We start from the raw sequence: 26,117 nt of genomic DNA on the forward strand, positions 1-26,117 counted from the left end.
GAGAGGTGGGCGGATGTCAGCCACCGGGAGAAGGCCAGCGAGACAGACGAGAAGCGGAACCACCGCGCGGAGGAAGGCGCTTGCCCTCGGCGCCCTCGGCGTCGCCCTGACGGCCGGCGCGGCCGGCTGCTCCTCCCCGCAGGGCGCACCGGGCGCGGGCGGAGTGAAGAAGGGCGACGGCGCCCCGCAGGGCGTCGTACGCCTGATCGGTGACGGCTCCACCGCCTTCACCGGGACGCAGCCGCGCCAGCCCGCCTGGCAGCGTTTGAAGCAGGGTCAGGAACCCCCGCAGTTCGTGGTGTTCTCCTGGGACGGCGCGGGCGAGGACAGCCAGAAGCTCTTCTCGCACTTCCGCGAGGTGGGCAAGAAGTACGGCGCCACGATGACGTACTTCCTCAGCGGCGTGTACCTGCTGCCGGAGGCGAAGCGCGACCTCTACGACCCGCCGAAGCACTCCCCGGGCCAGTCCGACATCGGTTTCAACGACCTCCAGGGCATCCGCGACACCGTGCGCGAGCTGCGCGGCGCGTGGGAGGAGGGCAACGAGATCGGCACCCACTTCAACGGCCACTTCTGCGGCGAGGAGGGTGGCGTCGGCACCTGGTCGGTCGACGAGTGGAAGAGCGAGATCAACCAGGCGAAGTCCTTCGTCAAGCACTGGAAGACCAACTCCGGCCTGAAGGAGGAGAAGCCGCTCCCCTTCGACTACGACAAGGAGCTGGCGGGCGCCCGCACCCCGTGCCTGGAAGGCCGCAAGAACTTCGTCCAGGCCGCCTCGCAGCTGGGCTTCCGCTACGACACCAGCGGCGTCAACGACCAGATCTGGCCCAACAAGGACCACGGCCTGTGGGATCTGTCGATGCAGCTCGTCCCGGTCCCCGGCCGCGAGTTCCAGACGCTGTCCATGGACTACAACTTCATGGTCAACCAGTCCGGCACGGCCACCCAGGGCGACCCGTCGCAGCACGAGTACTGGGGCAACCAGATGCGCGACGGCCTGGTGGAGGCCTTCGAGCGCTCGTACCGGGGCAACCGCGCGCCGCTGATCATCGGCAACCACTTCGAGTCCTGGAACGGCGGCACCTACATGCGCGCCATCGAGGACACCATCGCCACGGTCTGCGTGCAGAAGGACGTCAAGTGCGTCTCCTTCCGCCAGCTCGCGGACTGGCTGGACGCCCAGGACCCGGCCGTCCTCGCCAAGCTCCACACACTGAAGGTCGGCGAGGCCCCGTCGGGCGGCTGGACGTCCTTCCTGGCTCCGAAGCCCGCCGCGCCGGCGGGGGTCCCGGCCGCCAAGCCGGCCGAGGTCAAGCCGGCTGCACCGCACTGAGCCCTTCGGACAGCACGAACCCGGGGTCGACCTGCGCCGCCAGGTCGGCCCCCGTCCGGGCGTTGCCCCAGCTCTCCGCGTTGCGCAGATGGAAGTGGACCATCTGGCGCGTGTAGCGCTCCCAGTCGCGCCGCGCGTACGAGTCGTCGGCGGCGGCCTGGAGGGTGCGCAGCGCCGCCCGGTTGCCCGCCTCCAGCACCCCGAACGCGGACGGACGGCCCTTCTCCATCGCCCGGACCCAGTCGGAGTGGCCGACCGTCACCAGCAGGTCGTCGCCCACCTCGGCGCGCAGGAAGTCGACGTCGTCCTCGCCCTGCACCTTGTTGCCGACCACCTTCAGGGCGACGCCGAAGTCCCGCGCGTACTCCTTGTACTGGCGGTAGACGGAGACGCCCTTGCGGGTCGGCTCGGCGACCAGGAACGTCATGTCGAAGCGGGTGAACATGCCGGAGGCGAACGAGTCGGAGCCGGCCGTCATGTCGACCACCACGTACTCGTCGGGGCCGTCCACCAGGTGGTTCAGGCACAGTTCGACCGCGCCGACCTTCGAGTGGTAGCAGGCCACGCCGAGATCCGACTCGGTGAACGGGCCCGTGGCCATCAGCCGGATCCCATGCTCGTCGAGCGCCACCGGCCGCGCGCAGGCGGTGTAGACCGGGTTCTCCTCGCGGACCCCGAGCAGCCGCGAACCCTCCCCGGGCGGAGTCGTCTTGATCATCGTGTCGGCGGAGGCGATCCGCGGGTTGGCCCCCCGCAGGTACTCCTTGATCAGCGGCAGATGCGCCCCCATCGCGGGGAGCGCGGCGGTCTCCTCGTCGGAGAGCCCGAGAGCGGCGCCGAGGTGTTGGTTGATGTCCGCGTCGACGGCGATGACCGGAGCTCCGGTGGCGGCGAGGTGGCGGATGAAGAGGGAGGACAGGGTGGTTTTGCCACTGCCGCCCTTCCCTACGAAAGCGATCTTCATGTTCACCTAGCGTAGTAGCCGCATCGCGGTCCGTGGTCAAGGTGCGTGAAGAAGACCACTCCAAGGTGGGGTGGCGCCCCGGGGCGCGTAGCCTCCCTACTTATGAGTACGCACGCCTCTGACCCCCTGGCCGCCCTCGGCTCCCTGCCGGGCGTCGCCGACTCGGTGGACTCCGTACGCAAGGCTGTCGACCGCGTGTACGGCCACCGTGTGATGCGCCGCCGCAGCAACGAGATCACCTCCGAGGCGGCCCTGCGCGGGGCGCGCGGCTCGGCCGCGCTCGCGGGCGCCGACTGGGCCCTGGAAGAGGTCCGCCGGCGGACCGACTTCAGTGCCGACCCGGAGTCCCGCACCGTGGGTGCGGCGCTGCGACTGAGCGCCGAATGCGGGCAGTTGCTCTCCATCTGGCGCCAGTCGCCGCTGCGAGTGCTGGCCCGGCTGCACCTGGTCGCCCAGGGCGAGCCGCTCGACTCGACGGGCCGGCCGCGTCAGGCGGGCGAGCCGGTCGACGAGCCGCTGATCGAGGCGCCGCTGCCGACGCCCGAGGAGGTCTCGGGCCGGCTCGACGGTCTCGCGGAGCTGATCATCGCGGGCGGCGAGGCCCCGGCCCTGGTCACGGCGGCCGTGGTGCACGGCGAACTGCTCGCCCTGCGTCCCTTCACCTCGCACAACGGGCTGATCGCCCGGGCCGCGGAGCGGATCGTGCTGATCGGCAGCGGTCTCGACCCCAAGTCGATCTGCCCGGCCGAGGTCGGCCACGCGGAACTGGGGCGGGACGCCTACGTGGCCGCCTTCGAGGGGTACCGGTCGGGGACCGCCGACGGCATGGCGGCCTGGATCGCGCACTGCGGGCGGGCGGTCGAACTCGGCGTCCGCGAGTCGACGGCCGTCTGCGAGGCGCTGCAGCGCGGCGCGGCCTGAGCCGACTCGGGGTTCTCCACAAAGGGTTGCGGCGGTACCGGTTCCGGTACCGCCGCTGGCACGTCCACCCAGTTACCAAGCGTCCTCGATATATGCCCATCAGGCGGGGATGCTTTGCCCTGCGCCTGGTGCGGCTGGCCCTTAATCGAAGGGTCGACGTCGCGTGGGTGCCAGGTTTCTGTGCGTCAGGTCCGTGGGGCCGTCTTGCTCAACGGGTGATCCTCTCGGATGTCCCCGGTCTCGCGGGCCTGATTCCTTTCTACTCCTGTCCGGAAAGAAGCGAAAGTCCTGACTCCGCTTCTTTGGCTTTCCCCTGGAAGCCGGGCAAAACGACGGGCCCGGCCGGTGCTTCGGCTCTGCCTAGGCAGAGCAGCGGGCGGACGAGATCCGGCGACGGCGCCCGGTGTACCAGACGACGCCGGCCGTGACGGCCGCCGCGCCCACGGCGACCGCGGCGACCAGTGCCGGGCGGGCCGGCATGGTGAACGCGGGCAGCCGCTGCTTGAGCCGGACCGGCTTGTCGAACACCAGCACCGGCCACTCCCGCGCGGCCGCCTCGCGCCGCAGGGCCCGGTCCGGGTTCACCGCGTACGGGTGGCCGACGGCCTCCAGCATCGGCACATCGGTCGCCGAGTCGCTGTACGCGTAGCAGCGCGCCAGGTCGTAGCCCTCGGACGCGGCCAGCTCCCGGACCGCCTCCGCCTTGGTCGGGCCGTACGCGTAGTACTCCACCTCGCCGGTGAAGCAGCCGTCCTCGCCGACCACCATCCGGGTCGCCACGACCCGGTCGGCGCCCAGCATGTCGCCGATGGGCTCGACGACCTCGGCCCCGGAGGTCGAGACGATCACGACGTCGCGGCCGGCGGCGTGATGCTCCTCGATGAGCGAGGCGGCCTCGTCGTAGATGATCGGGTCGATCAGGTCGTGCAGGGTCTCGGCGACGAGCTCCTTGACCTGTGCGACGTTCCAGCCTTTGCAGAGCGCGGAAAGATATTCACGCATCCGCTCCATCTGGTCGTGATCGGCTCCGCCTGCCAGGAACACGAACTGGATGTACGCCGTCCGCAGTGCGGCACGGCGACTGATCAGTCCGCCCCGGTAGAAGGACTTGCTGAAGGTCAGCGTCGAGGACTTCGCAATGACCGTCTTGTCCAGGTCAAAGAAGGCGGCTGCGCGCGGCATCGAGTGGTTTTCCACGAGCCCGAGCATAGGTGCCCGCCATTCGGCGTACGCTGGGGCGCGTGGGTTTGCCTGAGAAGGCTCTCGGGTACACCATGGAAGTCACGGATCGTTCGCGACCGTGCTAACCCGGTCCGGCTCCTCCCCCCCCGAGTCGGCCGGAGAGACGACCCCCGCTCTCCCCCCCGGCGGGGGTCGTCGCATGTCCGGAGCGGTTTTCGCCCGTCGACTCGTCATCGCCACCCCTTTCCCGGCCCGCGCACGGGCACACGTCGGACGGCCGCGAGCGACCCCGATTCGTCACTCAGCGTAGTCGATGGACTGCTCTCCGGGCAGTGCCGGTTCGGGTGGCGAAGTTATTCACAACCGGCGAGTTATCCACAGTTTTTCAGCAAGATCCACAAGATTTCCGAGATGGCTGCACGGTGATTCCGGCCGCGAAGTTCGCGGACCGCAGGAATCACGTGAGGAGTGTGCCGCCGTGAAGGGATCGACCACCCGCGGAAGGACCCGGCGAGACGGTTCGGCCGCCCGCCCGGACCACGAATCCGCCCGGGCCGAGAGCGTGGCGACGGGCCCCGTCGCGGACCGGGACACGGGGCACCCGGCCCGGCCGCTGATCGTGACGGAGGACCTCGCGCTCCTCGACGACCTGCTGCGGCTGTGCGCCGCCGCCGGCGCCGAACCCGAGGTGTACCACGCGGTGCCCGAGCCCCGGTCGGGCTGGATCCGGCCCCCGCTCGTCCTCGTCGGCGACGACGCGGCGAGCCGCTGCCGGGGCGCCACCCGCAGGCCCGGCGTGCTGCTCGTCGGCCGGGACCTCGGCGACGACCCCGGCAAGTGGCGGCGAGCCGTCGAGATCGGCGCCGAAGGCGTGCTCGACCTGCCCCGCGACGAGAGCCGGCTCGTCGACCTGCTCGCCGACGCCGCCGAGGGCGTCGGCCGGCCCGCTCTGACCGTCGGCGTCCTCGGCGGTCGCGGCGGAGCCGGGGCCTCGACTCTGTCCTGCGCCCTCGCGCTCGCCGCCGCGCGGGCCGGGCAGCGCACCCTGCTCGTCGACGGCGACCCGCTCGGCGGCGGACTCGACGTCCTGCTCGGCGGCGAGCGCGCCGAAGGCCGGCGCTGGCCGGACTTCGCGGCCTCGAAGGGGCGGGTGGCGGGCGGCGCCCTGGAGGAGTCCCTGCCCCTGGTACGCGGAGTACGGGTGCTCAGCTGGGACCGCGGCGACCCGGTGCCCGTCCCGCCCGAGGCCATGCGCTCGGTGCTCGCGGCCGCCCGCAGGCGCGGTGGAGCCGTCGTGGTCGACCTGCCCCGCCGCATCGACGGCACGGTCACCGAGGCCCTCGCCCAGCTCGACCTCGGACTGCTGATCGTCCCCGGCGAACTGCGCGCCGTCGCCGCCGCCCACCGGGTGGCCGCGGTGGCGGGCCGGGTGCTGCGCGATCTGCGGGTGGCCGTTTGTGGCCCGTACGCCCCCGGACTCGACGAGCGATGGATCGCCGACGCCCTGCGGCTGCCCCTCGTCGGCGAACTCCCCTGCGAACCAGGGCTCTCGGCGGCCGGGGACGGCGGCCCGCCGCCGGGCGCCGACGCCCGTGGCGGACTCGGCCGCTTCTGCGCCGAGTTCTGGGAGCGCGTCCTGCTCGTGGAGCGTGCGGCATGAGCGGCGCGGGACTGCTCGACGCCGTCCGGCAGCGGCTCGCGCAGAGCGGTGCCGAACCCACCCCCGCACGGGTCGCGGCGGCACTGCGGGCCCAGGGACGGCTGCTGGGCGACGCCGAAGTGCTCGGCGCCGCCGAGGAACTGCGCTGCGAACTCATCGGCACCGGCCCCCTGGAGCCGCTGCTCGCCGACCCTCGCGTCACCGACGTCCTGGTCTGCGCGCCCGACCGGGTCTGGGTGGACCGCGGCGCCGGGCTCGAACCGACCGGCGTGACCTTCCCGGACGCGGCGGCGGTCCGCAGGCTCGCCCAGCGGCTCGCGGCCGTGGCCGGACGCCGGCTCGACGACGCCCGGCCCTGGGTCGACGCCCGGCTCCCGGACGGCACCCGGATGCACGCCGTCCTGCCCCCGATCGCCGTCGGCTCGACCTGCCTCTCGCTCCGGGTGGTGCGGCCGAGGGCCTTCTCGGTGGCCGAGCTGACCGAGGCGGGCACCGTCCCGCCGGGCGGCGAGCCACTGCTGCGGGCGCTGGTCGAGGCCCAGGTCTCGTTCCTCGTCAGCGGCGGAACCGGATCCGGAAAGACCACGCTCCTGAGCACGTTGCTCGGCCTGGTCGGCGGGCGCGAGCGGATCGTCGTCGCCGAGGACTCGGCCGAACTGCGCCCCGACCACCCGCATGTGGTGCGCTTGGAGGCCCGGCCGCCCAACCAGGAGGGCGCCGGACTCGTGACCCTGCGGGATCTGGTGCGCCAGGCCCTGCGGATGCGGCCGGACCGGCTGGTGGTCGGCGAGGTCCGGGGCCCCGAGGCGGTCGATCTGCTGGCCGCTCTCAACACCGGCCACGCCGGCTGCGGGACCGTCCACGCGAACACGGCGGCGGACGTACCGGCTCGGCTGGAGGCGCTCGGGACCTCGGCGGGGCTCGACCGGGCGGCCCTGCACAGCCAGTTGGGCGCCGGGCTCTCGGCGGTGCTGCACCTGGTGCGGGACCGGTCGGGGCAGCGGCGGATCGCCGAGGTGCACGTCCTGGAACGGGACCGCGAGGGGTTGGTCACGACGGTGCCCGCGCTGCGCTGGGCGGCGGACGGGTTCGCGCGGGAGCGGGGCTGGGGGCGGCTGTGGTCGCTGATCGGGGACGGGGCCCGATGAGGGCCGGAGCCGGAAGGGGACGACGACGGTGACGACCCTGACGACGCTGACGACGGGGACGAGTGCGACGACGGGCGTGGCGGTGCTGTGCGTCGTGGCGTTCTGGTGGTGGACGGCCGGGCGGCGGAGGGCGCTGCGCAGAGCGCGGGTGGTCCTGGCGCTGCCGGGCGGGGCGGACGCGCTGGTGGTGCCCGTGGCCTTGGGGCGCTGGTGGGGCGCGGTGCGCGGGCGGCGGGAGTGGCTGTGCCTGCCCGTGGCGGCCGTGATCGCGCTGCTCGGCGCCTCGCCGCTGCCGTTGCTCGCGGGAGCGGCGGCGGTGCCGCTGGTGGGACGGGGGCTGCGGACCGCCCGGGAGCGCGCGGAGCGGGACGCGCGCGCCGACCGGGTGGTGGCCCTGTGCGGGGCCGTCGCGGGAGAGCTGAAGGCCGGCTGGCAGCCCGCTCAGGCACTGGCGTTCGCGGCGCGGACGACGGGGGCGCTCGACGGTCAGGAGGCGGCGGTGCTCGCGGCGGCCCGGTTCGGCGGGGACGTGCCGGAGGCGCTGCGCCGGGCGGCGAGGCGGGACGGCGCCGACGGACTGGCTGGGTTGGCCGCCTGCTGGCAGGTCGCCGTCGACGGAGGCGCGGGTCTGGCCGCCGGCCTGGACCGGCTGGAGACGGCGCTCCGCGCCCACCGGGACCAGCGGGAGCGGCTACGGGCCCAACTGGCCGGCGCCTGGGCCACGGTGGCGGTCCTCGCCGTCCTGCCGGTCGCGGGGCTCGGGCTCGGGGCGGCGCTCGGGGCCCAGCCCCTGGAGGTGCTGCTGCACACCCCGGCGGGCTTCGGCTGCCTGCTCGTCGGTGGCGCTCTGGAGGCCGCGGGGCTGTGGTGGGCGACCCGGATCGTGCGGGGCGGTGAGCGGCTGTGACGGCGGTGTTGGCGGCGCTCTGCGCGCTGGTGACCGTGGTCGGCGCGGTGGTCGAGCGGCGGCGGGGACGGCGGTCGCGCCGGTGCCTCGCGCTGTTGCTCGGGATCGAGCCGGTCGCCGCGGCCCGGCGGCGTCGCTCCGTGCCGTCCTGGGTGCGGGCCTGGGGTGTGCCGTGCGGGGCGGGGCTCGCGACGTACGTGCTGATCGGCGGCCTGACGGGGCCGCCGGCCGGTGCCGGTGTCGCCTGGGGGCTGTGGTGGTGGCGCTCGCGCCGAGCCCGCGACACCCCGGAGAGCCTGGCCGAACGGGCGGAGACGGAGCGCCAGCTGCCGCTCGCCGCCGATCTCCTGGCGGCCTGCGCCTCGGCCGGGGCCGCGCCCGGTGAGGCGGCCGAGGCGGTGGGCCGGTCGCTGGGCGGGCCCGTCGGCGGACGGCTGGTCCGTACGGCGGCGGAGCTGCGGCTCGGCGGCGAACCGGCCGAGGTGTGGCGGAGGTTCGGGGCGATACCCGGCGCGGAGGGCCTGGCCCGCTGCCTGGAACGCGCGGCCTCGTCCGGGGCGCCCGCCGCCGAGGCCGTGGCACGGCACGCCGAGGGACTGCGGGCGGCCCGCGCCCGCGCGGCGGCGACCCGGGCCCAGCGGGCGCAGGTGCTGATCACGGCGCCGGTCGGGCTGTGTTTCCTGCCCGCCTTCCTGGCGGTGGGGGTGGCCCCGGTGGTGATCGGGCTGGCGAGCGGACTGCTCGACGGCCGGTGACGGCATGACACGCGAGATCACGAACAAGACCAACGAGACGAGGAGAAAGCTGTGATGCCGAAGGCCTGGAAGCGACTGGGGACCTGGTGGCGGGTCCGGACGGCGTCGGCGGGGCGCGACGCGGGCATGAGCACCACCGAGTACGCGATGGGCACGATCGCCGCCGCGGCCTTCGCGGCCGTGCTCTACAAGGTGGTCACGAGCGGCACGGTGTCGAAGGCCCTGGAATCGGTGATCGGCAAGGCCCTCGATGCGCCGTTCTGACCGGGGGTCGGTGACCGCGGAGGCGGCGGTCGTCCTGCCCGTGCTGGTCCTGTTCACGGCGGCCCTGCTGTGGGGGCTGGCCGCTGCCGCCGCCCAGATCCGGTGCGTGGACGCGGCCAGGGCCGGGGCGCGGGCGGTGGCCCGCTCCGAGCCGGAGCCCGCCGCCAGGGCCGCGGCCCGCGCGGCGGCCCCCGACGGCGCCCGGGTCATCGTGGTGCGGGAGGGCGAGCTGTGGCGGGTCACCGTGGAGGCGAGAGCGCCCGGTCCCGGCGGCCTGGGGCTGACCCTGCGGGCCGGGGCGGCGGCGCTCGCCGAGGACACCGTGGGGGAGGCGGCGCCGTGAGCCGGCACCGGGACGACCGGGGTGTGGCGACGGTGTGGGCGGCGTTCGCCGCGTGCGCGCTGTGCGTGGTGTTCGGCGCGGTTCTCGCCCTCGGGCAGGCCGTGACCGCCCGCCACCGGGCCGGGGCGGCGGCCGACCTGGCGGCCCTCGCCGCCGCGGACCGCTCCCTGTGGGGCGAGCCGGACGCCTGCGCGGCCGCCCTCCGGGTGGCCGAGGCCCAGGGCGCCACCCTTCCGCGCTGCGGTGTCCGTGAGGACGTCGCGGAGGTCACCGCCAGGGTCGCCGTCGGCCCCTGGGCGGCGGAGGTCAGGTCGCGGGCGGGCCCGCCGGTGCCTCGGGGTCTGCCGGGGCTGACGGGCCGGCCGGCTCCGGCGAGTCTGCCGGCGCCCCGCGCAGGAGTTCCGTGAGGAGGCGGACGGCGCCTCGTTTGTGGAGCGGGTCGTTGCCGTTGCCGCACTTCGGGGACTGGATGCAGGAGGGACAGCCGGCCTCGCACTCGCAGGAGGCGATGGCCTCCCGGGTGGCGGTGAGCCAGGCGCGGGCGGTGTGGAAGGCGCGCTCGGCGAAGCCCGCGCCGCCCGGGTGCCCGTCGTAGACGAAGACGGTCGGCAGCAGGGTGTCGGGGTGCAGCGGTACGGAGACGCCGCCGATGTCCCAGCGGTCGCAGGTGGCGAAGAGGGGAAGCATGCCGATGGAGGCGTGTTCGGCGGCGTGCAGGGCGCCGCCGAGGATCTCCGGGTTGATCCGGGCGGCGTCGAGCTGGTCCTCGGTGACCGTCCACCACACGGCCCGGGTGCGCAGGGTGCGCGGCGGCAGGTCGAGCTTGGTCTCGCCGAGCACCTCGCCCGTGACGAGACGGCGGCGGAGGAAGGAGACGACCTGGTTGGTGACCTCGACGGAGCCGTAGCAGAGGCGGCCGGCTCCCCAGGGGATCTCGGTGTCGGTGGACAGGACGGAGATGGCGGTGGTGTCGCGGGCGGTGGTGGAGTACGGCGGGTTCGCCTCCTCGACCAGGGCGACGGAGTCCTCGAGGTCGAGCTCGCGGACCAGATAGGTGCGGCCCTGGTGGAGGTGGACGGCGCCCTCGTGGACGGAGGCGTGCGAGGCGGCCTCGTCGACGGTCCCGAGCAGCCGGCCGGTGCCGGTCTCGACGATCCGGACCGGACTGCCTCCGCCGCCCCGGATGTCGGTGAGGTCGGCGGCCCGCTCCCGGCGGGTCCAGTACCAGCCGGTGGCGCGGCGGCGCAGCAGTCCGGCCGCCTCCAGCTGGGGCAGCAGGTCCGGTACGGCGGGGCCGAAGAGCTCCAGGTCGGATTCGGTCAGCGGCAGTTCGGCCGCCGCGGCGCACAGATGGGGGGCGAGGACGTACGGGTTGTCGGGATCCAGGACGGTCGACTCGACCGGCTGCCGGAAGATCGCCTCGGGGTGGTGGACCAGGAAGGTGTCCAGCGGGTCGTCCCGGGCGACCAGGACCGCCAGCGCGCCCTCGCCCGAGCGCCCGGCGCGGCCGGCCTGCTGCCACAGCGAGGCGCGGGTGCCGGGGTAGCCGGCGATCACGACGGCGTCCAGGCCGGAGACGTCGACGCCCAGTTCGAGGGCGGTGGTCGCGGCCAGGCCGAGGAGTTCGCCGGAGTGCAGGGCGCGCTCCAGGGCCCGCCGTTCCTCGGGGAGGTAGCCGCCGCGGTAGGCGGCGACCCTGCGGACGAGGGAGCGGTCGACCTCGGCGAGGCGTTCCTGGGCGATGACCGAGATCAGCTCGGCGCCGCGCCGGGAGCGCACGAAGGCGACCGAGCGGACGCCCTGCACGGTCAGGTCGGTCAGCAGGTCGGCGGTCTCGGCGGTGGCGGACCGCCGGACGGGGGCGCCGTGTTCGCCGTGCAGTTCGGTCAGCGGCGGCTCCCACAGGGCGAACACCAGCTCGCCGCGCGGGGAGGCGTCGTCGGCCACCTCGGTGACGGGCAGACCGGTGAGCCGGCCGGCGGCCCGGGCCGGGTCGGCGGAGGTGGCCGAGGCGAGCAGGAAGACCGGCTCGGAGCCGTACCGGGCGCACACGCGCCGCAGCCGGCGCAGCACCTGGGCGACATGGGAGCCGAAGACGCCCCGGTAGGTGTGGCATTCGTCGACGACGACGTAGCGCAGGGAGCGCAGGAAGGAGGACCAGCGGGGGTGGGAGGGCAGGATGCCGCGGTGCAGCATGTCGGGGTTGGTGAGGACGTAGTTCGCGTACTGGCGGACCCACTCGCGTTCCTCCACCGGAGTGTCGCCGTCGTAGACGGCGGGCCGGATCCGGTTGCCGAGCGGGGCGGCGAGTTCGCGGACGGCGCGCCGCTGGTCGGCGGCGAGGGCCTTCGTCGGGGCGAGGTACAGGGCGGTGGCGCCGCGCCCGTTGGCGGCCTCGGAGCCGTCCAGGAGCGTGGACAGGACGGGAGTGAGATAGGCGAGCGACTTGCCCGAGGCGGTTCCTGTGGCGATCACCACTGAGGTGCCGTCCAGAGCGTGCTCGGCGGCCTCGGCCTGATGGGCCCAGGGATGGTCGATGCCGGCCTTCTCGATGGCGGCGATCACCTCGGCCCGGACGCGGTGCGGCCATACGGCATGGCGGCCCGTACGGGCGGGCAGATGCTCCGTATGAGTGATGCGCGCGGCCCGGCTCTCGCCACTGGAGAGCCGGTCGAGGACCTCGCCGGGAGAGGGGCGATTGCCCGGTTCTCCGGCGGGTCGGCTGGGGCGGTGTTTCTCGGCCATCGGCACCGAGTGTGTCACCGGCGTGACGGACAATGCTTCCAAGGCGTCGTGCATGGCAGCCGGTAAGTGATTGAATGCCATCGCGGCCGGCGTTCCGTCCCGTGGCTCCACACGGGAGTTCCGAGGGACGGCCGCTCGATAGCTAGGTGCTGGAGGACCCGTGGACCTGTCTCTGTCGACTCGCACTGTGCCCGGCCCCAATGGCGACCGTACGGTCGTCGAGGTCGGTGGCGAGATTGATGTGTATACCGCGCCCAAGCTGCGCGAGCAGTTGGTCGAGTTGGTGAACGACGGCAGCTACCACCTGGTTGTCGACATGGAAGGCGTGGACTTCCTCGATTCGACCGGCCTCGGTGTGCTGGTGGGCGGCCTGAAGCGCGTGCGCGCGCATGAGGGATCGCTGCGTCTGGTGTGCAACCAGGAGCGCATTCTCAAGATCTTCCGGATCACCGGCCTCACCAAGGTGTTCCCGATCCACACCTCGGTCGACGAGGCCATCAACGCCGCCGACTGAGGCCGGGCGTCGCCACCGCGGGCCTGTCCGACCAGGAACCACCGGACAGGCTCCGAGGGCTTACCCGCCCGCCTCGGCCCCGCGAACCGTCGAGCATCCCAGGGGGATCGCATGGCAACCGTGGAACTCCTCTTCAGTGCCCAGCCCGAGCACGTCCGTACGGCCCGTCTCGTGGCCGCCGCGGTGGCGAGACGGGCCGGGGTCGACGAGGCGGTCCTCGACGAGGTCCGGCTCGCGGTCGGCGAGGCGTGCTCGCGTGCGGTCGGGCTGCATCGCAGCAACGGGGTCACCACCCCGGTCCGGGTCGCGCTGACGGAGGAGGAGAAGTCCTTCACGATCGAGGTCGGCGACGAGGTGCCGGGTGCCGGTGTGGCGGCCGCCGACGCCGCCGGGGTGCCCGGCGCGCGTGACGCGGCGCCGGCCGAGGACTTCGACGACGCCGACGGCGAGGACGAGATGGGTCTCGCGGTGATCCGCGGGCTCGTCGACGACGTGGAGGTGAGCGCCGGCGAGGAGGGTGGCACCATCCGGATGCGCTGGCCCGCCAACCCGGACGCCGCCTTCAGCTGACCTGCCGGTCTCGGAGGACCGCCGGAGCGCCCGCGGACTCCGAAGACCCCGAGAAGGCCCCGCCCAGCGGGGCCTTTTTCGCGTTGTCGAGATCTCTGAGCGCATATTTTGGCTGGTTTCATTCGCCACTGTGTTCGTTACCGCGTTCGGCGGCACTTCGAAGGTATTCACGACCAGGGAATGCTGTGCCCTGATTTGAGGTGCTTTGCATCCATAGAATCCGCTTTGTCCTGACGTCGTGATGTCTGGAGGCGGACATGACGGATCTCGCAGCCGCGGTGCTCACCCAGGGAAACCGCGTGATCGTCGCCGTCGTCGCCGTGGTCGCGCTGGCGGCGCTCCTCGTGGCCCGGCTCCTGGTCCGCCAGGTCCTGCGGGCCGACGAGGGCACCGAGGCCATGCGGCGGATCGCGGCGGCCGTCCAGGAGGGCGCGAACGCGTACCTGGCCCGGCAGCTGCGTACGCTCGCGATCTTCGCCGTCGCCGTGTTCTTCCTGCTGTTCCTGCTGCCCGCCGACACCTGGTCCCAGCGCGCCGGGCGCTCGCTCTTCTTCCTGGTCGGCGCGCTCTTCTCGGCGGTCACCGGATACGTGGGCATGCGGCTGGCCGTCCGCGCGAACGTCCGGGTCGCCGCCGCGGCCCGGGAGGCGACGCCCGCCCCCGGAGAGCCGCCGAAGGAGTTGCCCGTCGTCGCGCACCACGCGATGAAGATCGCGTTCCGCACCGGTGGTGTGGTCGGCATGTCCACCGTCGGCCTCGGCCTGCTCGGCACCTCCTGTGTGGTGCTCGTGTACGCCGCCGACGCCCCCAAGGTCCTGGAGGGCTTCGGCCTCGGTGCCGCGCTCATCGCGATGTTCATGCGGGTCGGCGGCGGCATCTTCACCAAGGCCGCCGATGTCGGCGCCGACCTCGTCGGCAAGATCGAGCAGGGCATCCCCGAGGACGACCCGCGCAACGCCGCCACCATCGCCGACAACGTGGGCGACAACGTCGGCGACTGCGCGGGCATGGCCGCCGACCTCTTCGAGTCGTACGCCGTCACGCTCGTCGCCGCGCTCATCCTCGGCAAGGCGGCCTTCGGCGACATCGGGCTCGCCTTCCCCCTCATGGTCCCGGCGATCGGCGTGGTCACCGCGGTGGTCGGCATCTTCGCGGTGGCCCCGCGCCGCTCCGACCGCAGCGGCCTGACCGCCGTCAACCGGGGCTTCTTCCTCTCCGCGCTGATCTCGCTCGCCCTCGTCGCGGTCGCCGCCTTCGCCGTCCTCCCCTCCTCGTACGCCGCGCTTCAGGGCGTCACCGACCCCGGCATCCCCGGCCACGGCGGTGATCCGCGGGTCCTCGCCCTGGTCGCCGTGGCGATCGGCATCGTGCTCGCCGCGCTCATCCAGCAGCTCACCGGCTACTTCACCGAGACCGGCCGCCGCCCCGTCCGCGACATCGGCGCGTCGTCCCTGACCGGCCCCGCGACCGTGGTCCTGGCGGGCGTCGCGATCGGCCTGGAGTCCGCGGTCTACACGGCCACGCTGATCGGTCTCGCCGTCTACGGGGCGTTCCTGCTCGGCGGGTCCTCGATCATGCTGGCGCTGTTCGCGATCGCGCTGGCCGGCACCGGTCTGCTCACCACGGTCGGTGTGATCGTGGCCATGGACACCTTCGGCCCTGTCGCCGACAACGCGCAGGGCATCGCCGAGATGTCCGGCGACGTGACGGGCGCGGGCGCGCGGGTGCTCACCGACCTCGACGCCGTCGGCAACACCACCAAGGCGATCACCAAGGGCATCGCGATCGCGACCGCGGTCCTGGCGGCGGCCGCGCTGTTCGGCTCGTACCGGGACACCATCGCGACCTCCGTCGCCGAGGTCGGCGCGAAGGCGGACGAGGCGACCCTGTCCATGGACATCTCGCAGCCGAACAACCTCTTCGGGATGGTGCTCGGCGCCGCGGTGGTCTTCCTCTTCTCCGGGCTCGCCATCAACGCCGTCTCGCGGGCGGCGGGCGCGGTGGTGTTCGAGGTGCGGCGGCAGTTCCGCCTGCATCCCGGGATCATGGACTACAGCGAGCAGCCCGAGTACGGACGGGTCGTCGACATCTGCACCAAGGACGCGCTGCGCGAACTCGCCACGCCCGGCCTGCTCGCCGTGATGGCCCCGCTCGCGGTCGGCTTCGCCCTCGGGGTCGGCGCGCTCGGCGCGTACCTCGCCGGAGCCATCGCCACCGGCGCGCTGATGGCCGTCTTCCTCGCCAACTCCGGCGGTGCCTGGGACAACGCGAAGAAGCTGGTCGAGGACGGCCGGTACGGCGGGAAGGGCAGCCCGGCGCATGCCGCGACCATCATCGGGGATACGGTCGGCGACCCGTTCAAGGACACCGCGGGCCCGTCGATCAACCCGCTCCTGAAGGTGATGAACCTGGTGGCGCTGCTGATCGCGCCGGCGATCGTGCGGTTCGGTTACGGCGCGGGGGCCCGGCTGTGGCTGCGCGTGCTGGTCGCGGCCGTGGCGTTCGCGGTCATCGTCGTCGCGGTCGGGGTCGCCCGGCGCCGCCCGGTGGCGGTCGGGGGCGACACGCCCGAGCGAAACGGTTCGTCGCCGGGTGCCGCCGTCGCCCCCTGACCGGCTTGTTGATGCCCTGTCAAGATCGTTCGGAGTCGAGGCTCCTGACGTGACGTCCACCCCTGTCTGCTTGGTTCAAAAGACTGCAATATGGGATGAACCGCTCGCATGATCAGTGGATGATGCGCCCGTGGCGTGTATGTTCCGGGGCCGAGAGCCTTGGAAGGGACCGATCCGGTGAACAAGAAGCTTGCGGCCGCACTGTCCGGCGGCGCGGTACTGATGCTCGTGCTGTCCGGTTGCGGAGGCGACGACGGCAACAAGGTCGACGACTGGGCGAAGACCTTCTGCGATTCGGCGAAGCCGCAGATCCAGAAGCGCGCGAACGCCAACCAGCTGATCATCTCCACGGCTGCCGACAGCAAGCCCGCCACCATCCAGGCCGCCGACTCCAAGGCCTTCGCGGACATCGCCGCCGCCGACCGCGCGCTGGCCAAGGCGGTAGAGAGCGCCGGGACGCCGCCGGTCGACAACGGCGAGAAGATCAAGCAGGACGCCGTCAAGCAGCTCAACGCCACGGCCGCGGCCTACGACGACCTGAAGAAGCAGGTCGACGCGCTCGACACGGCGGACCAGCAGAAGTTCGCCGACGGGCTCAAGACCGTCTCCGACAACCTGGCGAAGATCCAGAACATGGACCAGGCCGCCATCGCCAAGCTCCAGTCCGGCGAGCTGGGCCAGGCCATGGCCAAGCAGCCGGGCTGCCAGACGCCGAAGGCGTCCGTGCCGCCGTCCCCCCAGGGCGGCTCCGAGGGCTGAGCAGCCGGCTGAACGACGGCTGCGCGCGGGGCGGCGCGCGGGCGTGCGCCCCTGGAGATTCCCGTACGGGACAGCTCAGGGCTCGCGGTCGCAGGGCAGGGCCGGTACGGCGTGTCGCGCCGGACCGGCCCTGCCGCGGCGTGAGGGTGACGGGGTTCCCCTACGGGTCCCGCGCCGCGTGCGCGGTGGCGGTGGCGGCGGTTGCCGGTGGTGGCCGTCACAATGGGGCACGTGAGTACGACCAGCACCACCCCCAGCCTCCCGGTGCCCGCGCACGCCGCCCGACTGCGCGAGGCCCTGCTCGCCGCCGACTTCACCGCCGACGGTCTGCTCGACCGGCTCGGCGCCCAGGCGTACGCGGCCCTCGCCCGCAGCGAGACCGTGCCCGCCCTCCGTGCCACCCGCGGCGACTCCGCGCTGGACACCCTCGTCCGGCTGTTCCTGCTCCAGCAGCCCGTGGAGCACGACCGGGCCGCGGCCGCGCTGCCCCTTGAGGACGCGCTCGCCGACGGCTGGGTGGTACGGGAGGACGACGCCGTGCTCGCCACGGTCGACGTCCGTCCGTACGGCGGCCCCGACGGCGAGGACTGGTTCATCGTCTCCGACCTCGGCTGCGCCGTCGGCGGCGCGGGCGGCATCGGCAAGCAGGGCCGTGACGTGGCGGGCGAGGCCGTCGTCCTCGGTGTCGGCGGCGCCTCCACCACCCTCGCCGGCATCACCGTCCGCACCCCCGTGGCCACCGCCCTCGACCTGGGCACCGGCTCCGGCATCCAGGCGCTGCACGCCTCCCGGCACGCCACCCAGGTCACCGCCACCGACCTCAACCCGCGCGCCCTCGACTTCACCCGGCTCACCCTCGCCCTGTCCGGGGCCGGCGAGGCCGACCTGCGCCAGGGCTCGCTGTTCGAGCCGGTCGACGGCGACACGTACGACCTGATCGTCTCCAACCCGCCGTTCGTGATCTCCCCCGGTGCCGGGCTCACCTACCGCGACGGCGGCATGGGCGGCGACGACCTGTGCCGCACGCTCGTGCGGCAGGCCGGCGAGCGGCTCAACGACGGCGGCTACGCCCAGTTCCTCGCCAACTGGCAGCACGTCGAGGGCGAGGAGTGGCAGGACCGGCTGCGTTCCTGGGTGCCGGCCGGCTGCGACGCCTGGATCGTGCAGCGCGAGGTCCAGGACGTCACCCAGTACACCGAGCTGTGGCTGCGCGACAGCGGCGACCACCAGGGCGACCCGGCCGAGTACCGCCGGGCGTACGGGCGCTGGCTCGACGAGTTCGAGGCCCGCAAGACCAAGGGCATCGGCTTCGGCTGGATCACCCTCCGCAAGAACCCGGCCGTCGCCGCCGGCGCGATCGAGCCGTCGATCGTCGTCGAGGAATGGCCGCACCCCGTCGAGCAGCCCCTCGGCGACACCGTGCGCGCCCACTTCGAGCGCCAGGACTACCTGCGCGGCCACGACGACGCCGCGCTGCTCACCGGCCACTTCGTCCTCGCGCCCGAGGTCGTGCAGGAGCAGGTCGGCCTGCCCGGCTCCGAGGACCCCGAGCACGTGCTGCTGCGGCAGAACCGGGGGATGCGCCGCGCGACCCGCGTCGACCATGTGGCCGCCGGGTTCGCGGGCGTGTGCGACGGGACGCTGAGCGCCGGGCGGATCCTGGACGCGATCGCCCAGCTCACCGGCGAGGACCCGGTCGTGCTGCGGGACCGCACCCCGCAGGCCATCCGGCTCCTGGTCGAGGAGGGCTTCCTGCTGCCGGCCGCCGACGGGGGCGCTGCTTGATACGGATCGAGCTGGACGAGGCCGCGCTCGGCGCGACCCGGATCGCGATGAGCCCGCTGCGCGACGCGTTCTGCGCCGCGCACCTCCAGCTGCCGGGGCGCGCCCCCTCCTGGCCGTACCAGGAGTGGGCGGGCCACGCCCGCGCGGTGTGGCGGGAGGACGACCGGCTGCGGCCGCTGTGGGAGCTGTTCACCGAAGGGCCGCCCGGAGTCTCCGACTTCCTGATGCCCCGGCCGCTGGGCACCCCCGACGTGTACGAGGAACTGGACCAGCTGCGGGCCACCGACCCGGCGTTCGTCCGCGCCCAGGTCGCCGTTTGCTACCCCGGCATGGGCGAAGAACCTTTCCTGCGGCCGTATCTGACGGACCCGCAGGCCGCGTGCGCGGCGCTCGCCGACGCGTACGCCGCCTGGTGGGAGGAGGCCATCGCCCCGTGCTGGCCGGTGATGCGCCGACTCGTCGAGGACGAAGTCCTGCTCCGCGCCCGGACGTTCGCGACCGAGGGCGTCGACGCGCTGTTCGGCGGCCTGGAGAGCCGGGCGCGGTGGGAGCGGCCGGTGCTCGAACTGACCAAGTACATCGACGCGGAGTACGCGGCGGGGGAGCGGCGGCTCGTGCTCGTGCCGCTCGTCTTCGCCGAGGGCTGCCGGCTCTACTCCACCGACGACCCCGAGGTCCTCGCCGTCTCCTTCCAGGCCAGGGGCGCCGCCGCGCTGCGCGAACGGACGCCCGGACCCGCCGACGGCGGCGACCGGCTCGGGCTGCTCCTCGGCCGAGGCCGGGCCGCCGTCCTGCGTGAACTGGCCGGACCGCTGACCACCGCCGGTCTCGCCGACCGGCTCGGCCTCGCGCCCAGCACCGTCTCCGAACACCTGTCGCTGCTGGCCGGCGCGGGCGTCGTCACCCGACACCGGGTGGGCCGCTCCGTCTACTACCAGCTGACGGACACCGGGCGTTCGCTGCTCGCGCTGCTCGCGGGCGAGGGCGTGCTGGGCACCGCGGCGGCCTGAACGGCGCCTCGGCGGGCCGGGGCGTCCCGACGATTCGGGCGCTTCCGAATCGATGGCCCCGGTCTGTCCCGCGCCCGCAGACTCCCGGCCATGCTCGCCATCGAAGCGGACGCGCTGCGCCGCACCTACACCAGCCGGACCGGATGGTTCCGGCCGCACCGGACCGAGACCGAGGCCGTCCGCGGAGTCACCTTCGAGGTGGCGCCCGGCGAACTGTTCGGCCTGCTCGGACCCAACGGCGCCGGCAAGACCACCACCATCAAGATGCTCAACACCCTGCTCCTGCCGACCTCCGGCACGGCCCGGGTGTTCGGCCACGACGTGGCCCGCGACCCCGTCGCCGTACGCCGCCGCATCGGCTACGTCTTCGGCGGCGACCGCGGCCTCTACGACCGGCTCAGCGCGCTCGACAACCTCCGCTACTTCGCCGAGCTGTACGGCGTCGAGGCCCGCGGCCAGAAGCGGCGCATCGCCGAACTTCTCGACCTGGTCGGCCTCACGGGCCGCGAACGGGAGCGCGTCGAGGGCTACTCGCGCGGCATGCGGCAGCGGCTGCACATCGCGCGCGGGCTGCTGCACCACCCCGACGTCCTCTTTCTTGACGAGCCGTCCATCGGCGTCGACCCGGTCGCTGCCCGCGACCTGCGCCGCACCGTCGCGGACCTCACCGCCGCCCGTACCACCGTGCTGCTCACCACCCACTACATGGCCGAGGCCGACGAGTTGTGCGACCGCGTCGCCGTCATCGCGGGCGGCCGGATCCGCGCGCTCGGCACCCCCGACAGCCTCAAGTCCCGTGTCGGGGACCGGGACGTCCTCGACATCGAGGTGTACGGGGCGGGCGAGGACGCGCTGGAACGGATCCGGCGCATCCCCGGCGTGCGCGGGGTCTCCGTGGCGGAACGCGGCACCGCCCAGACCCTCACCGTGCAGACCGACCGGGGCACCGAACCGCTCGCGCCGGTCCTGGCCGCGCTCGACGGCGTACGGATCGGCCGGGTCGCCGCCCGCGAACCCTCCCTGGAGGACGCCTACATCGCCATCGTGGAGGACGCTGCTCTCCCGCCGCGCGTGGAGGTGACCGAGTGACCCGCGGGCCGCGGCCGGGGCGCCTGCCGCGGCTGATCGGCGTCGGGGTACGCACCCACGTCTCGTACATGTCGCGCTCGCCGCTCGAGATCACCTTCGCCGTCCTCGTCCCCCTCGTCTACGCGACCCTCGCCGTCTACCTGTTCCGTGCCGCGGGCGATCCCGACCGGCTGCTCGACGCCGCCGTCGGGGCCGGACTCATGGGCATCTGGGGCTCGGTGCTCTTCGGTTCGGGCGGCGCCGTGCAGAACCAGCGCTGGCTCGGCACCCTGGAGACCCTGGTCGCCGCGCCGACCCCGCTCGCCCTCGTCCTGCTGCCGATCACCCTCGCGACCGCCGTCATCGGCACGTACGCGATGGGCGCGACCGTGCTGTGGGGCGTGGTCCTCTTCAGGGTGCCGCTGGACTTCGCGCACCCGCTGCTCTTCCTGCTCGCCGTCCCGGTCTGCGTGCTCGCCCTCGGCATGATGGGCCTGCTGCTCGCCGCCTGTTTCGTGCTGCTGCGGAACGCCAACGCCCTGGCCAACCCGCTCGACACGCCCGTCTGGCTGCTGTCCGGGCTGCTCGTGCCGGTCACCGCGCTGCCCGCCTGGACGCATCCGCTGTCCTGGGCGCTGCCCACCACCTGGGGCGCCCGGGCCGTGCACGCGACGGTCTCCGGCGGGCCCGCCGCCGGGGACGTCCTCGTCCCGCTGGCCGTCGCCGCGGGCCTCGGCGCCGCGTACGCCCTGGCCGCCGTTCTCGTCCTCGGCCGGGTGGAGCGCCGGGCCCGGGCCGCCGCCACGCTCGCCCTCGCCTGAAAGGCCGACAGATGTTCCGCTTCCGTGCCTCCGCCCGGCTGCTCGTGGTCGGCGGGGCGATCTCCTACCGCGCCCTGTTCAACTGGACGACCCCGCCGATGTTCATCGGAACCCTGCTGGCCGGGCCGCTCCTCCAGGTTTTCTTCTTCGTCTTCCTGGGGCGGGAACTCGGCGTCGCGGACGACCGTTTCCATCTTGTCGGGAACGCCGTCCTCGCAGCCTCCGCCTCCTGCGTGTACGGCGGCACCATGGCCGTCGCCAACGAGCGCCGGTACGGCACGCTCGGCGCCGTCCTGCTCTCGCCCCGGCACCGGATCCCGCTGTGGGCCGGGCGCGCCCTGCCCTACGTCCTCAACGGGCTGTTCGTCAGCGCCTTCGTGCTCACCGCCGCCGCGACGGTGCTCGGTCTGCCCGTGCCGGCGGGCGCGCTGCCCGGACTCGGGCTCGTGCTGCTCGCGGGCGCCGGGGCGTGCTCGGCGTTCGGGCTCGCGCTCGGGGCGCTCGGGCTGCGCTTCCGGGACGTGTTCCTGGTGTCGAACGTGGCGAGCTCGCTGCTCCTGCTCCTCACGGGCGCGGCCGTGCCCCGGGAGACCCTGCCGGAGTGGATGCGCGTGGCCGGGGACCTGCTGCCGCTGACCCACGCGGCGGACGCGGCGCGCCGCCTCACCGCCGGCGGCGGGCTCGACCCGCGACTGCTCGGGGCCGAGGCCCTGGTCGGTGCGGGGTACGCGGTGCTCGCGGTCCTGCTGCTCGCGCTCTTCGAGCGGGGGAGCCGACGGCGGGCCACGCTCGATGTGATGTGACGAGGGAAGGGGACCGGAGGAGGGGCCGGGGAACGAGGCACACGAAGGGGAAGGGGAGCGGAATACCGTTTTCCGCCTGAGGCCCGGTCGGACTGGACCGGACGGAGACGGAGGGGACCGGAGCGGGGTGTTCCGGGGGGTACGGAAAGAGCGGCCGGAGGCGCGGCCGGGGCCGTCCACGCCGTTCACCGGGAGTTCGCCATGCCGATGCCGAGGGCTGCCACGCTCGGCGCCACGGGCCCGAAAGGTCCGTTGTGAGGCCATGGCGAGGGGAACGGGGTACGGGCATGGAGAGCGGGCCGGCGATCTTCGCGGGAGCGGCGTTCGCGCTGTTCGGAGCCGCGCTGCTGCTGTGGACCGGCGTCCGGCTGCGGCAGGGCGAGCCCGTCGCGCTCGGCGTGGCGCCGCGTACCGCCGCCGTCGTCACGACCCTGTCCGGCGCGGCCTCCCTGCTGCTCGGGATCTGGTGCTTCGGCCGGCTGTGACGGGTGGCCGACGGCTTTGCCATGGCTGCTGAGTCCTGGGCGTCGAATCTCGTGCGCTGAGCCCTGGCCGGTGAGGGCTGGTCCCGCGCGGTGGCCCTGGTCGGGCCCGGCCAGGCTTCGGCTACGACGGTGCCGTGCCTGCGTCCCGGACCGGCGCCGTCCCGCGCCCGGGCCGCCCCATCCCGTACCCCTGACGCGTCCGCGACCTTGCCCCCGACCCCGCCCGTGGCCGTGCCGCGGCTGTCGTCCGCATATTCCCCGGGCCCGTTCCCGGGGCCCGCCGGAAGGGCGTCCGGGAGGACGTCATGGTGTCGGTCCGGGAGTCCGGGCGGCGGGATGGGCAGGAGTCGGGTTACCGTTCGAGTGGCCGTTGCGGGCTTTTGCCGTTTGACACGGGGGCGGGTTGTACCGTCACACTCCGCAGCGACGACAGTGTCACCGTACGTGCGCTGCCGTGCGTGCCAGCACCGTACGTGCGCCGTGCCGTCCGTACGCCGTCAGTACGCAGTACGTGCCAGAGAGCGTCGACCGGAGAGAAGAGCGAAGTTGTCCCCGACCAGCGAGACCGCACAGGGCGGCCGCCGACTCGTCATCGTCGAGTCGCCTGCCAAGGCGAAGACGATCAAGGGCTACCTCGGCCCCGGCTACGTCGTCGAGGCGAGCGTCGGGCACATCCGCGACCTCCCGAGCGGCGCCGCCGAGGTGCCGGAGAAGTACACCGGCGAGGTGCGCCGGCTCGGCGTCGACGTCGACCACGACTTCCAGCCCATCTATGTCGTCAACGCCGACAAGAAGGCTCAGGTCCGGAAGCTGAAGGAACTGCTCGCCGAGTCCGACGAGCTCTTCCTCGCCACCGATGAGGACCGCGAGGGCGAGGCCATCGCGTGGCACCTCCAGGAGGTCCTGAAGCCCAAGGTCCCGGTCCACCGGATGGTCTTCCACGAGATCACCAAGGACGCGATCCAGCAGGCCGTGCGCAACCCGCGCGAGCTGAACAAGCGGATGGTCGACGCCCAGGAGACCCGCCGCATCCTCGACCGCCTCTACGGCTACGAGGTCTCGCCGGTCCTGTGGAAGAAGGTCATGCGCGGCCTGTCCGCCGGCCGCGTCCAGTCCGTCGCCACCCGTCTCGTCGTCGAGCGGGAGCGCGAGCGCATCGCCTTCCGTTCCGCCGAGTACTGGGACCTCACCGGCACCTTCTCCACCGGCCGCACCGGTGACCCGTCCGACCCGTCGTCGCTGGTCGCGCGGCTCGCGACGGTCGACGGCAAGCGGGTCGCGCAGGGCCGTGACTTCGGCGCCGACGGGCGGCTGAAGAACGCCGGCGTGCTCCACCTCGACGAGGAGAAGGCCCGCGCGCTCGCCGCCTCCCTCGCCGGCACGCGCTTCGCCGTCCGCTCGGTCGAGTCGAAGCCGTACCGCCGCTCCCCGTACGCGCCCTTCCGCACCACCACCCTCCAGCAGGAGGCCAGCCGCAAGCTCGGGTTCGGTGCGAAGGCGACCATGCAGGTGGCGCAGAAGCTGTACGAGAACGGCTTCATCACCTACATGCGTACGGACTCCACCGTGCTGTCCGACACCGCCGTGTCGGCCGCCCGCGCGCAGGTCACCCAGCTCTACGGCGCCGAGTACCTGCCGGAGAAGCCGCGTGTCTACGCGGGCAAGGTCAAGAACGCCCAGGAGGCGCACGAGGCGATCCGCCCCTCCGGCGACCGCTTCCGCACCCCGGCGGAGACCGGCCTGACCGGCGACCAGTTCCGGCTGTACGAGCTGATCTGGAAGCGGACCGTCGCCTCCCAGATGAAGGACGCGACCGGAAACTCCGTCACCGTGAAGATCGGCGGCACCGCCGCCGACGGCCGCGACGCCGAGTTCTCGGCCTCCGGCAAGACCATCACCTTCCACGGCTTCATGAAGGCGTACGTGGAGGGGGCCGACGACCCGAACGCCGAGCTGGACGACCGCGAGCGGCGGCTGCCGCAGGTCGCCGAGGGCGACGCGCTCGCGGCCGAGGAGATCACGGTCGACGGGCACGCCACCAAGCCGCCCGCCCGCTACACCGAGGCCTCCCTGGTCAAGGAGCTGGAAGAGCGCGAGATCGGCCGCCCGTCGACGTACGCCTCGATCATCGGCACCATCCTCGACCGCGGCTACGTCTTCAAGAAGGGGACGGCGCTCGTGCCGTCGTTCCTCTCCTTCGCCGTCGTCAACCTCCTGGAGAAGCACTTCGGGCGGCTCGTCGACTACGACTTCACCGCCAGGATGGAGGACGACCTCGACCGCATTGCGCGCGGTGAGGCGAAGGCCGTGCCGTGGCTCAAGCGCTTCTACTTCGGAGAGGGCGGCGGCCCCGGGGCCGGCGAGAGCGGCGCGGCGGACGCCGGGAACGGCGACGGCGACCACCTCGGCGGTCTGAAGGAGCTGGTCACCGACCTCGGCGCCATCGACGCCCGGGAGATCTCGTCCTTCCCGGTCGGCGACGGCATCATGCTGCGCGTCGGCCGCTACGGCCCGTACGTCGAGCGCGGCGAGAAGGACCAGGAAGGCCACCAGCGCGCCGACGTCCCCGACGACATGGCGCCCGACGAGCTGACCGTCGCGTACGCGGAGGAGCTGCTCGCCAAGCCGAGCGGCGACTTCGAGCTGGGCGCCGACCCGGTGACCGGCCACCAGATCGTCGCCAAGGACGGCCGCTACGGCCCGTACGTGACGGAGATCCTGCCCGAGGACACCCCGAAGACCGGCAAGAACGCGGTCAAGCCGCGTACCGCCTCGCTCTTCAAGACGATGTCCCTGGACACCGTCACCCTCGAGGACGCGCTCAAGCTGATGTCGCTGCCCCGCGTGGTCGGCACCGATGCCGAGGGCGTCGAGATCACCGCGCAGAACGGCCGATACGGCCCGTACCTGAAGAAGGGCACGGACTCGCGCTCCCTCACGGACGAGGAGCAGCTGTTCACGATCACGCTGGAGGAGGCGCTGGCGATCTACGCCCAGCCCAAGCAGCGTGGCCGGGCCGCCGCCAAGCCGCCGCTGAAGGAACTGGGCACCGACCCGGTCAGCGAGCGTCCGGTGGTCGTCAAGGACGGCCGCTTCGGCCCGTACGTGACGGACGGCGAGACCAACGCGACCCTGCGCACCGGCGACAGCGTCGAGACGATCACGCCGGAGCGCGGCTACGAGCTGCTCGCCGAGAAGCGGGCCAAGGGTCCCGCGAAGAAGGCGGCCAAGAAGGCGCCGGCGAAGAAGACGGCGGCCAAGAAGACCGCCGCGAAGAAGACCACGACCGCCAAGACGGCCGCGGCGAAGAAGACCGCGGCCAAGAAGACCACGACGGCCAAGACGACGGCCAAGACGGCGGCGAAGAAGACGGCCGCCAAGTCCACCACCGCCGCCGCCAGGACGGCGACGGCGGACGACTCCGGCGCGGAGTAAGCCCCGCCCGGCGGGTCCGCGCGGCACGCGTGC

Annotated in this window: 23 protein-coding genes; 20 read left to right on the forward strand and 3 right to left on the reverse strand. The window is 73.3% G+C overall.

Features of this window, described 5'->3' with window-relative positions; genetic code table 11:
* Positions 1 to 13 precede the first annotated feature (13 nt).
* Positions 14 to 1,333, forward strand: a complete 1,320-nt coding sequence (locus tag ABZ693_RS06110; RefSeq protein ID WP_359873862.1) for a polysaccharide deacetylase family protein — start codon at positions 14 to 16, stop codon at positions 1,331 to 1,333.
* On the opposite strand, the gene ABZ693_RS06115 is transcribed toward ABZ693_RS06110, so the two are convergent.
* On the reverse strand, positions 1,311 to 2,297 hold the full coding sequence (locus ABZ693_RS06115; RefSeq protein WP_359873864.1) for an ATP-binding protein: 987 nt from the start codon (positions 2,295 to 2,297) through the stop codon (positions 1,311 to 1,313). The genes ABZ693_RS06110 and ABZ693_RS06115 overlap by 23 nt on opposite strands.
* A gap of 102 nt (positions 2,298 to 2,399) precedes the next feature.
* On the opposite strand from ABZ693_RS06115, the gene ABZ693_RS06120 reads away from it, so the two are divergent.
* Positions 2,400 to 3,218, forward strand: coding sequence for a Fic family protein (locus tag ABZ693_RS06120; protein ID WP_359873866.1), 819 nt, complete (start codon positions 2,400 to 2,402; stop codon positions 3,216 to 3,218).
* 360 nt (positions 3,219 to 3,578) lie between these two features.
* On the opposite strand, the gene ABZ693_RS06125 is transcribed toward ABZ693_RS06120, so the two are convergent.
* Positions 3,579 to 4,427 carry an HAD-IB family hydrolase gene (locus ABZ693_RS06125; protein ID WP_359873868.1) on the reverse strand — a complete coding sequence of 283 codons (849 nt, stop codon included), beginning with the start codon at positions 4,425 to 4,427 and terminating at the stop codon, positions 3,579 to 3,581.
* 535 nt (positions 4,428 to 4,962) lie between these two features.
* Here ABZ693_RS06125 and ssd point away from each other — a divergent pair.
* Genes ssd through ABZ693_RS06160 form a run of 7 tightly spaced genes read left to right on the forward strand, consistent with a single transcriptional unit; the run spans position 4,963 to position 9,884 of the window.
* Positions 4,963 to 6,060 carry a septum site-determining protein Ssd gene (gene ssd, locus ABZ693_RS06130; RefSeq protein ID WP_359873979.1) on the forward strand — a complete coding sequence of 366 codons (1,098 nt, stop codon included), beginning with the start codon at positions 4,963 to 4,965 and terminating at the stop codon, positions 6,058 to 6,060.
* A complete protein-coding gene (locus ABZ693_RS06135) occupies positions 6,057 to 7,208 on the forward strand; it encodes a TadA family conjugal transfer-associated ATPase (protein WP_359873870.1) in 1,152 nt (383 codons plus the stop codon). Before ssd ends, ABZ693_RS06135 begins: the two co-directional genes overlap by 4 nt.
* 28 nt (positions 7,209 to 7,236) lie before the next feature.
* Positions 7,237 to 8,115 carry a type II secretion system F family protein gene (locus tag ABZ693_RS06140; protein WP_435842356.1) on the forward strand — a complete coding sequence of 293 codons (879 nt, stop codon included), beginning with the start codon at positions 7,237 to 7,239 and terminating at the stop codon, positions 8,113 to 8,115.
* Positions 8,112 to 8,870, forward strand: coding sequence for a type II secretion system F family protein (locus tag ABZ693_RS06145; RefSeq protein ID WP_359873872.1), 759 nt, complete (start codon positions 8,112 to 8,114; stop codon positions 8,868 to 8,870). Before ABZ693_RS06140 ends, ABZ693_RS06145 begins: the two co-directional genes overlap by 4 nt.
* A gap of 54 nt (positions 8,871 to 8,924) precedes the next feature.
* The gene (locus tag ABZ693_RS06150; protein ID WP_359873874.1) at positions 8,925 to 9,134 is read left to right on the forward strand and encodes a DUF4244 domain-containing protein; all 210 of its coding nucleotides are present in this window, start codon (positions 8,925 to 8,927) and stop codon (positions 9,132 to 9,134) included.
* Positions 9,121 to 9,477, forward strand: coding sequence for a TadE family type IV pilus minor pilin (locus tag ABZ693_RS06155; RefSeq protein ID WP_359873876.1), 357 nt, complete (start codon positions 9,121 to 9,123; stop codon positions 9,475 to 9,477). Before ABZ693_RS06150 ends, ABZ693_RS06155 begins: the two co-directional genes overlap by 14 nt.
* The gene (locus ABZ693_RS06160; RefSeq protein WP_359873878.1) at positions 9,474 to 9,884 is read left to right on the forward strand and encodes an Rv3654c family TadE-like protein; all 411 of its coding nucleotides are present in this window, start codon (positions 9,474 to 9,476) and stop codon (positions 9,882 to 9,884) included. The genes ABZ693_RS06155 and ABZ693_RS06160 overlap by 4 nt, the downstream gene beginning before the upstream one ends.
* Here the strand turns inward: ABZ693_RS06160 and ABZ693_RS06165 are convergent.
* Positions 9,784 to 12,303 (reverse strand): DEAD/DEAH box helicase, encoded by a 2,520-nt coding sequence (locus tag ABZ693_RS06165; protein ID WP_359873880.1) that lies wholly within the window; start codon positions 12,301 to 12,303, stop codon positions 9,784 to 9,786. The genes ABZ693_RS06160 and ABZ693_RS06165 overlap by 101 nt on opposite strands.
* A gap of 79 nt (positions 12,304 to 12,382) precedes the next feature.
* Here ABZ693_RS06165 and ABZ693_RS06170 point away from each other — a divergent pair, with 79 nt between their 5' ends.
* The 11 genes from ABZ693_RS06170 (at position 12,383) to topA (ending at position 26,084) form a co-directional block, all read left to right on the forward strand.
* Complete coding sequence (locus ABZ693_RS06170; protein WP_345487142.1) at positions 12,383 to 12,736, forward strand: STAS domain-containing protein; 354 nt, start codon at positions 12,383 to 12,385, stop codon at positions 12,734 to 12,736.
* Positions 12,737 to 12,847: 111 nt separating this feature from the next.
* Positions 12,848 to 13,306 carry an ATP-binding protein gene (locus ABZ693_RS06175; protein WP_359873883.1) on the forward strand — a complete coding sequence of 153 codons (459 nt, stop codon included), beginning with the start codon at positions 12,848 to 12,850 and terminating at the stop codon, positions 13,304 to 13,306.
* 257 nt (positions 13,307 to 13,563) lie between these two features.
* Positions 13,564 to 15,918: a sodium-translocating pyrophosphatase gene (locus ABZ693_RS06180; RefSeq protein WP_359873885.1), complete on the forward strand. Its 2,355-nt coding sequence runs from the start codon at positions 13,564 to 13,566 to the stop codon at positions 15,916 to 15,918.
* A 177-nt stretch (positions 15,919 to 16,095) separates the two neighbouring features.
* Entirely contained in the window at positions 16,096 to 16,677 is a 582-nt protein-coding gene (locus ABZ693_RS06185; RefSeq protein ID WP_359873887.1) for a prolipoprotein diacylglyceryl transferase, read from the forward strand.
* A gap of 222 nt (positions 16,678 to 16,899) precedes the next feature.
* The gene (locus tag ABZ693_RS06190; protein WP_359873889.1) at positions 16,900 to 18,462 is read left to right on the forward strand and encodes a DUF7059 domain-containing protein; all 1,563 of its coding nucleotides are present in this window, start codon (positions 16,900 to 16,902) and stop codon (positions 18,460 to 18,462) included.
* Positions 18,459 to 19,472 (forward strand): helix-turn-helix domain-containing protein, encoded by a 1,014-nt coding sequence (locus tag ABZ693_RS06195; RefSeq protein WP_359873891.1) that lies wholly within the window; start codon positions 18,459 to 18,461, stop codon positions 19,470 to 19,472. The genes ABZ693_RS06190 and ABZ693_RS06195 overlap by 4 nt, the downstream gene beginning before the upstream one ends.
* Positions 19,473 to 19,562: 90 nt before the next feature.
* A complete protein-coding gene (locus ABZ693_RS06200; RefSeq protein WP_359873893.1) occupies positions 19,563 to 20,561 on the forward strand; it encodes an ABC transporter ATP-binding protein in 999 nt (332 codons plus the stop codon).
* The gene (locus tag ABZ693_RS06205; protein WP_359873895.1) at positions 20,558 to 21,361 is read left to right on the forward strand and encodes an ABC transporter permease; all 804 of its coding nucleotides are present in this window, start codon (positions 20,558 to 20,560) and stop codon (positions 21,359 to 21,361) included. Before ABZ693_RS06200 ends, ABZ693_RS06205 begins: the two co-directional genes overlap by 4 nt.
* Positions 21,362 to 21,372: 11 nt before the next feature.
* Positions 21,373 to 22,164, forward strand: coding sequence for an ABC transporter permease (locus tag ABZ693_RS06210; protein WP_359873897.1), 792 nt, complete (start codon positions 21,373 to 21,375; stop codon positions 22,162 to 22,164).
* Between the two features lie 287 nt (positions 22,165 to 22,451).
* Positions 22,452 to 22,649, forward strand: coding sequence for a hypothetical protein (locus tag ABZ693_RS06215; protein WP_359873899.1), 198 nt, complete (start codon positions 22,452 to 22,454; stop codon positions 22,647 to 22,649).
* A gap of 546 nt (positions 22,650 to 23,195) precedes the next feature.
* The gene (gene topA / locus ABZ693_RS06220; protein ID WP_359873901.1) at positions 23,196 to 26,084 is read left to right on the forward strand and encodes a type I DNA topoisomerase; all 2,889 of its coding nucleotides are present in this window, start codon (positions 23,196 to 23,198) and stop codon (positions 26,082 to 26,084) included.
* The last annotated feature ends 33 nt before the right edge of the window (positions 26,085 to 26,117 follow it).

The sequence above is a fragment of the Streptomyces laurentii genome (assembly GCF_040635425.1).
GTDB lineage: Bacteria > Actinomycetota > Actinomycetes > Streptomycetales > Streptomycetaceae > Streptomyces > Streptomyces laurentii.

Bases quoted from the DNA above. Each gene is read 5' to 3' on its own strand.
- ABZ693_RS06110 (WP_359873862.1), top strand. From the start codon at position 14: ATGTCAGCCACCGGGAGAAGGCCAGCGAGACAGACGAGAAGCGGAACC.
- ABZ693_RS06115 (WP_359873864.1), bottom strand. From the start codon at position 2,297: ATGAAGATCGCTTTCGTAGGGAAGGGCGGCAGTGGCAAAACCACCCTG.
- ABZ693_RS06120 (WP_359873866.1), top strand. From the start codon at position 2,400: ATGAGTACGCACGCCTCTGACCCCCTGGCCGCCCTCGGCTCCCTGCCG.
- ABZ693_RS06125 (WP_359873868.1), bottom strand. From the start codon at position 4,427: ATGCTCGGGCTCGTGGAAAACCACTCGATGCCGCGCGCAGCCGCCTTC.
- ABZ693_RS06135 (WP_359873870.1), top strand. From the start codon at position 6,057: ATGAGCGGCGCGGGACTGCTCGACGCCGTCCGGCAGCGGCTCGCGCAG.
- ABZ693_RS06150 (WP_359873874.1), top strand. From the start codon at position 8,925: ATGCCGAAGGCCTGGAAGCGACTGGGGACCTGGTGGCGGGTCCGGACG.
- ABZ693_RS06155 (WP_359873876.1), top strand. From the start codon at position 9,121: ATGCGCCGTTCTGACCGGGGGTCGGTGACCGCGGAGGCGGCGGTCGTC.
- ABZ693_RS06165 (WP_359873880.1), bottom strand. From the start codon at position 12,303: ATGGCATTCAATCACTTACCGGCTGCCATGCACGACGCCTTGGAAGCA.
- ABZ693_RS06175 (WP_359873883.1), top strand. From the start codon at position 12,848: ATGGCAACCGTGGAACTCCTCTTCAGTGCCCAGCCCGAGCACGTCCGT.
- ABZ693_RS06180 (WP_359873885.1), top strand. From the start codon at position 13,564: ATGACGGATCTCGCAGCCGCGGTGCTCACCCAGGGAAACCGCGTGATC.
- ABZ693_RS06190 (WP_359873889.1), top strand. From the start codon at position 16,900: ATGGGGCACGTGAGTACGACCAGCACCACCCCCAGCCTCCCGGTGCCC.
- ABZ693_RS06200 (WP_359873893.1), top strand. From the start codon at position 19,563: ATGCTCGCCATCGAAGCGGACGCGCTGCGCCGCACCTACACCAGCCGG.
- ABZ693_RS06210 (WP_359873897.1), top strand. From the start codon at position 21,373: ATGTTCCGCTTCCGTGCCTCCGCCCGGCTGCTCGTGGTCGGCGGGGCG.
- ABZ693_RS06215 (WP_359873899.1), top strand. From the start codon at position 22,452: ATGGAGAGCGGGCCGGCGATCTTCGCGGGAGCGGCGTTCGCGCTGTTC.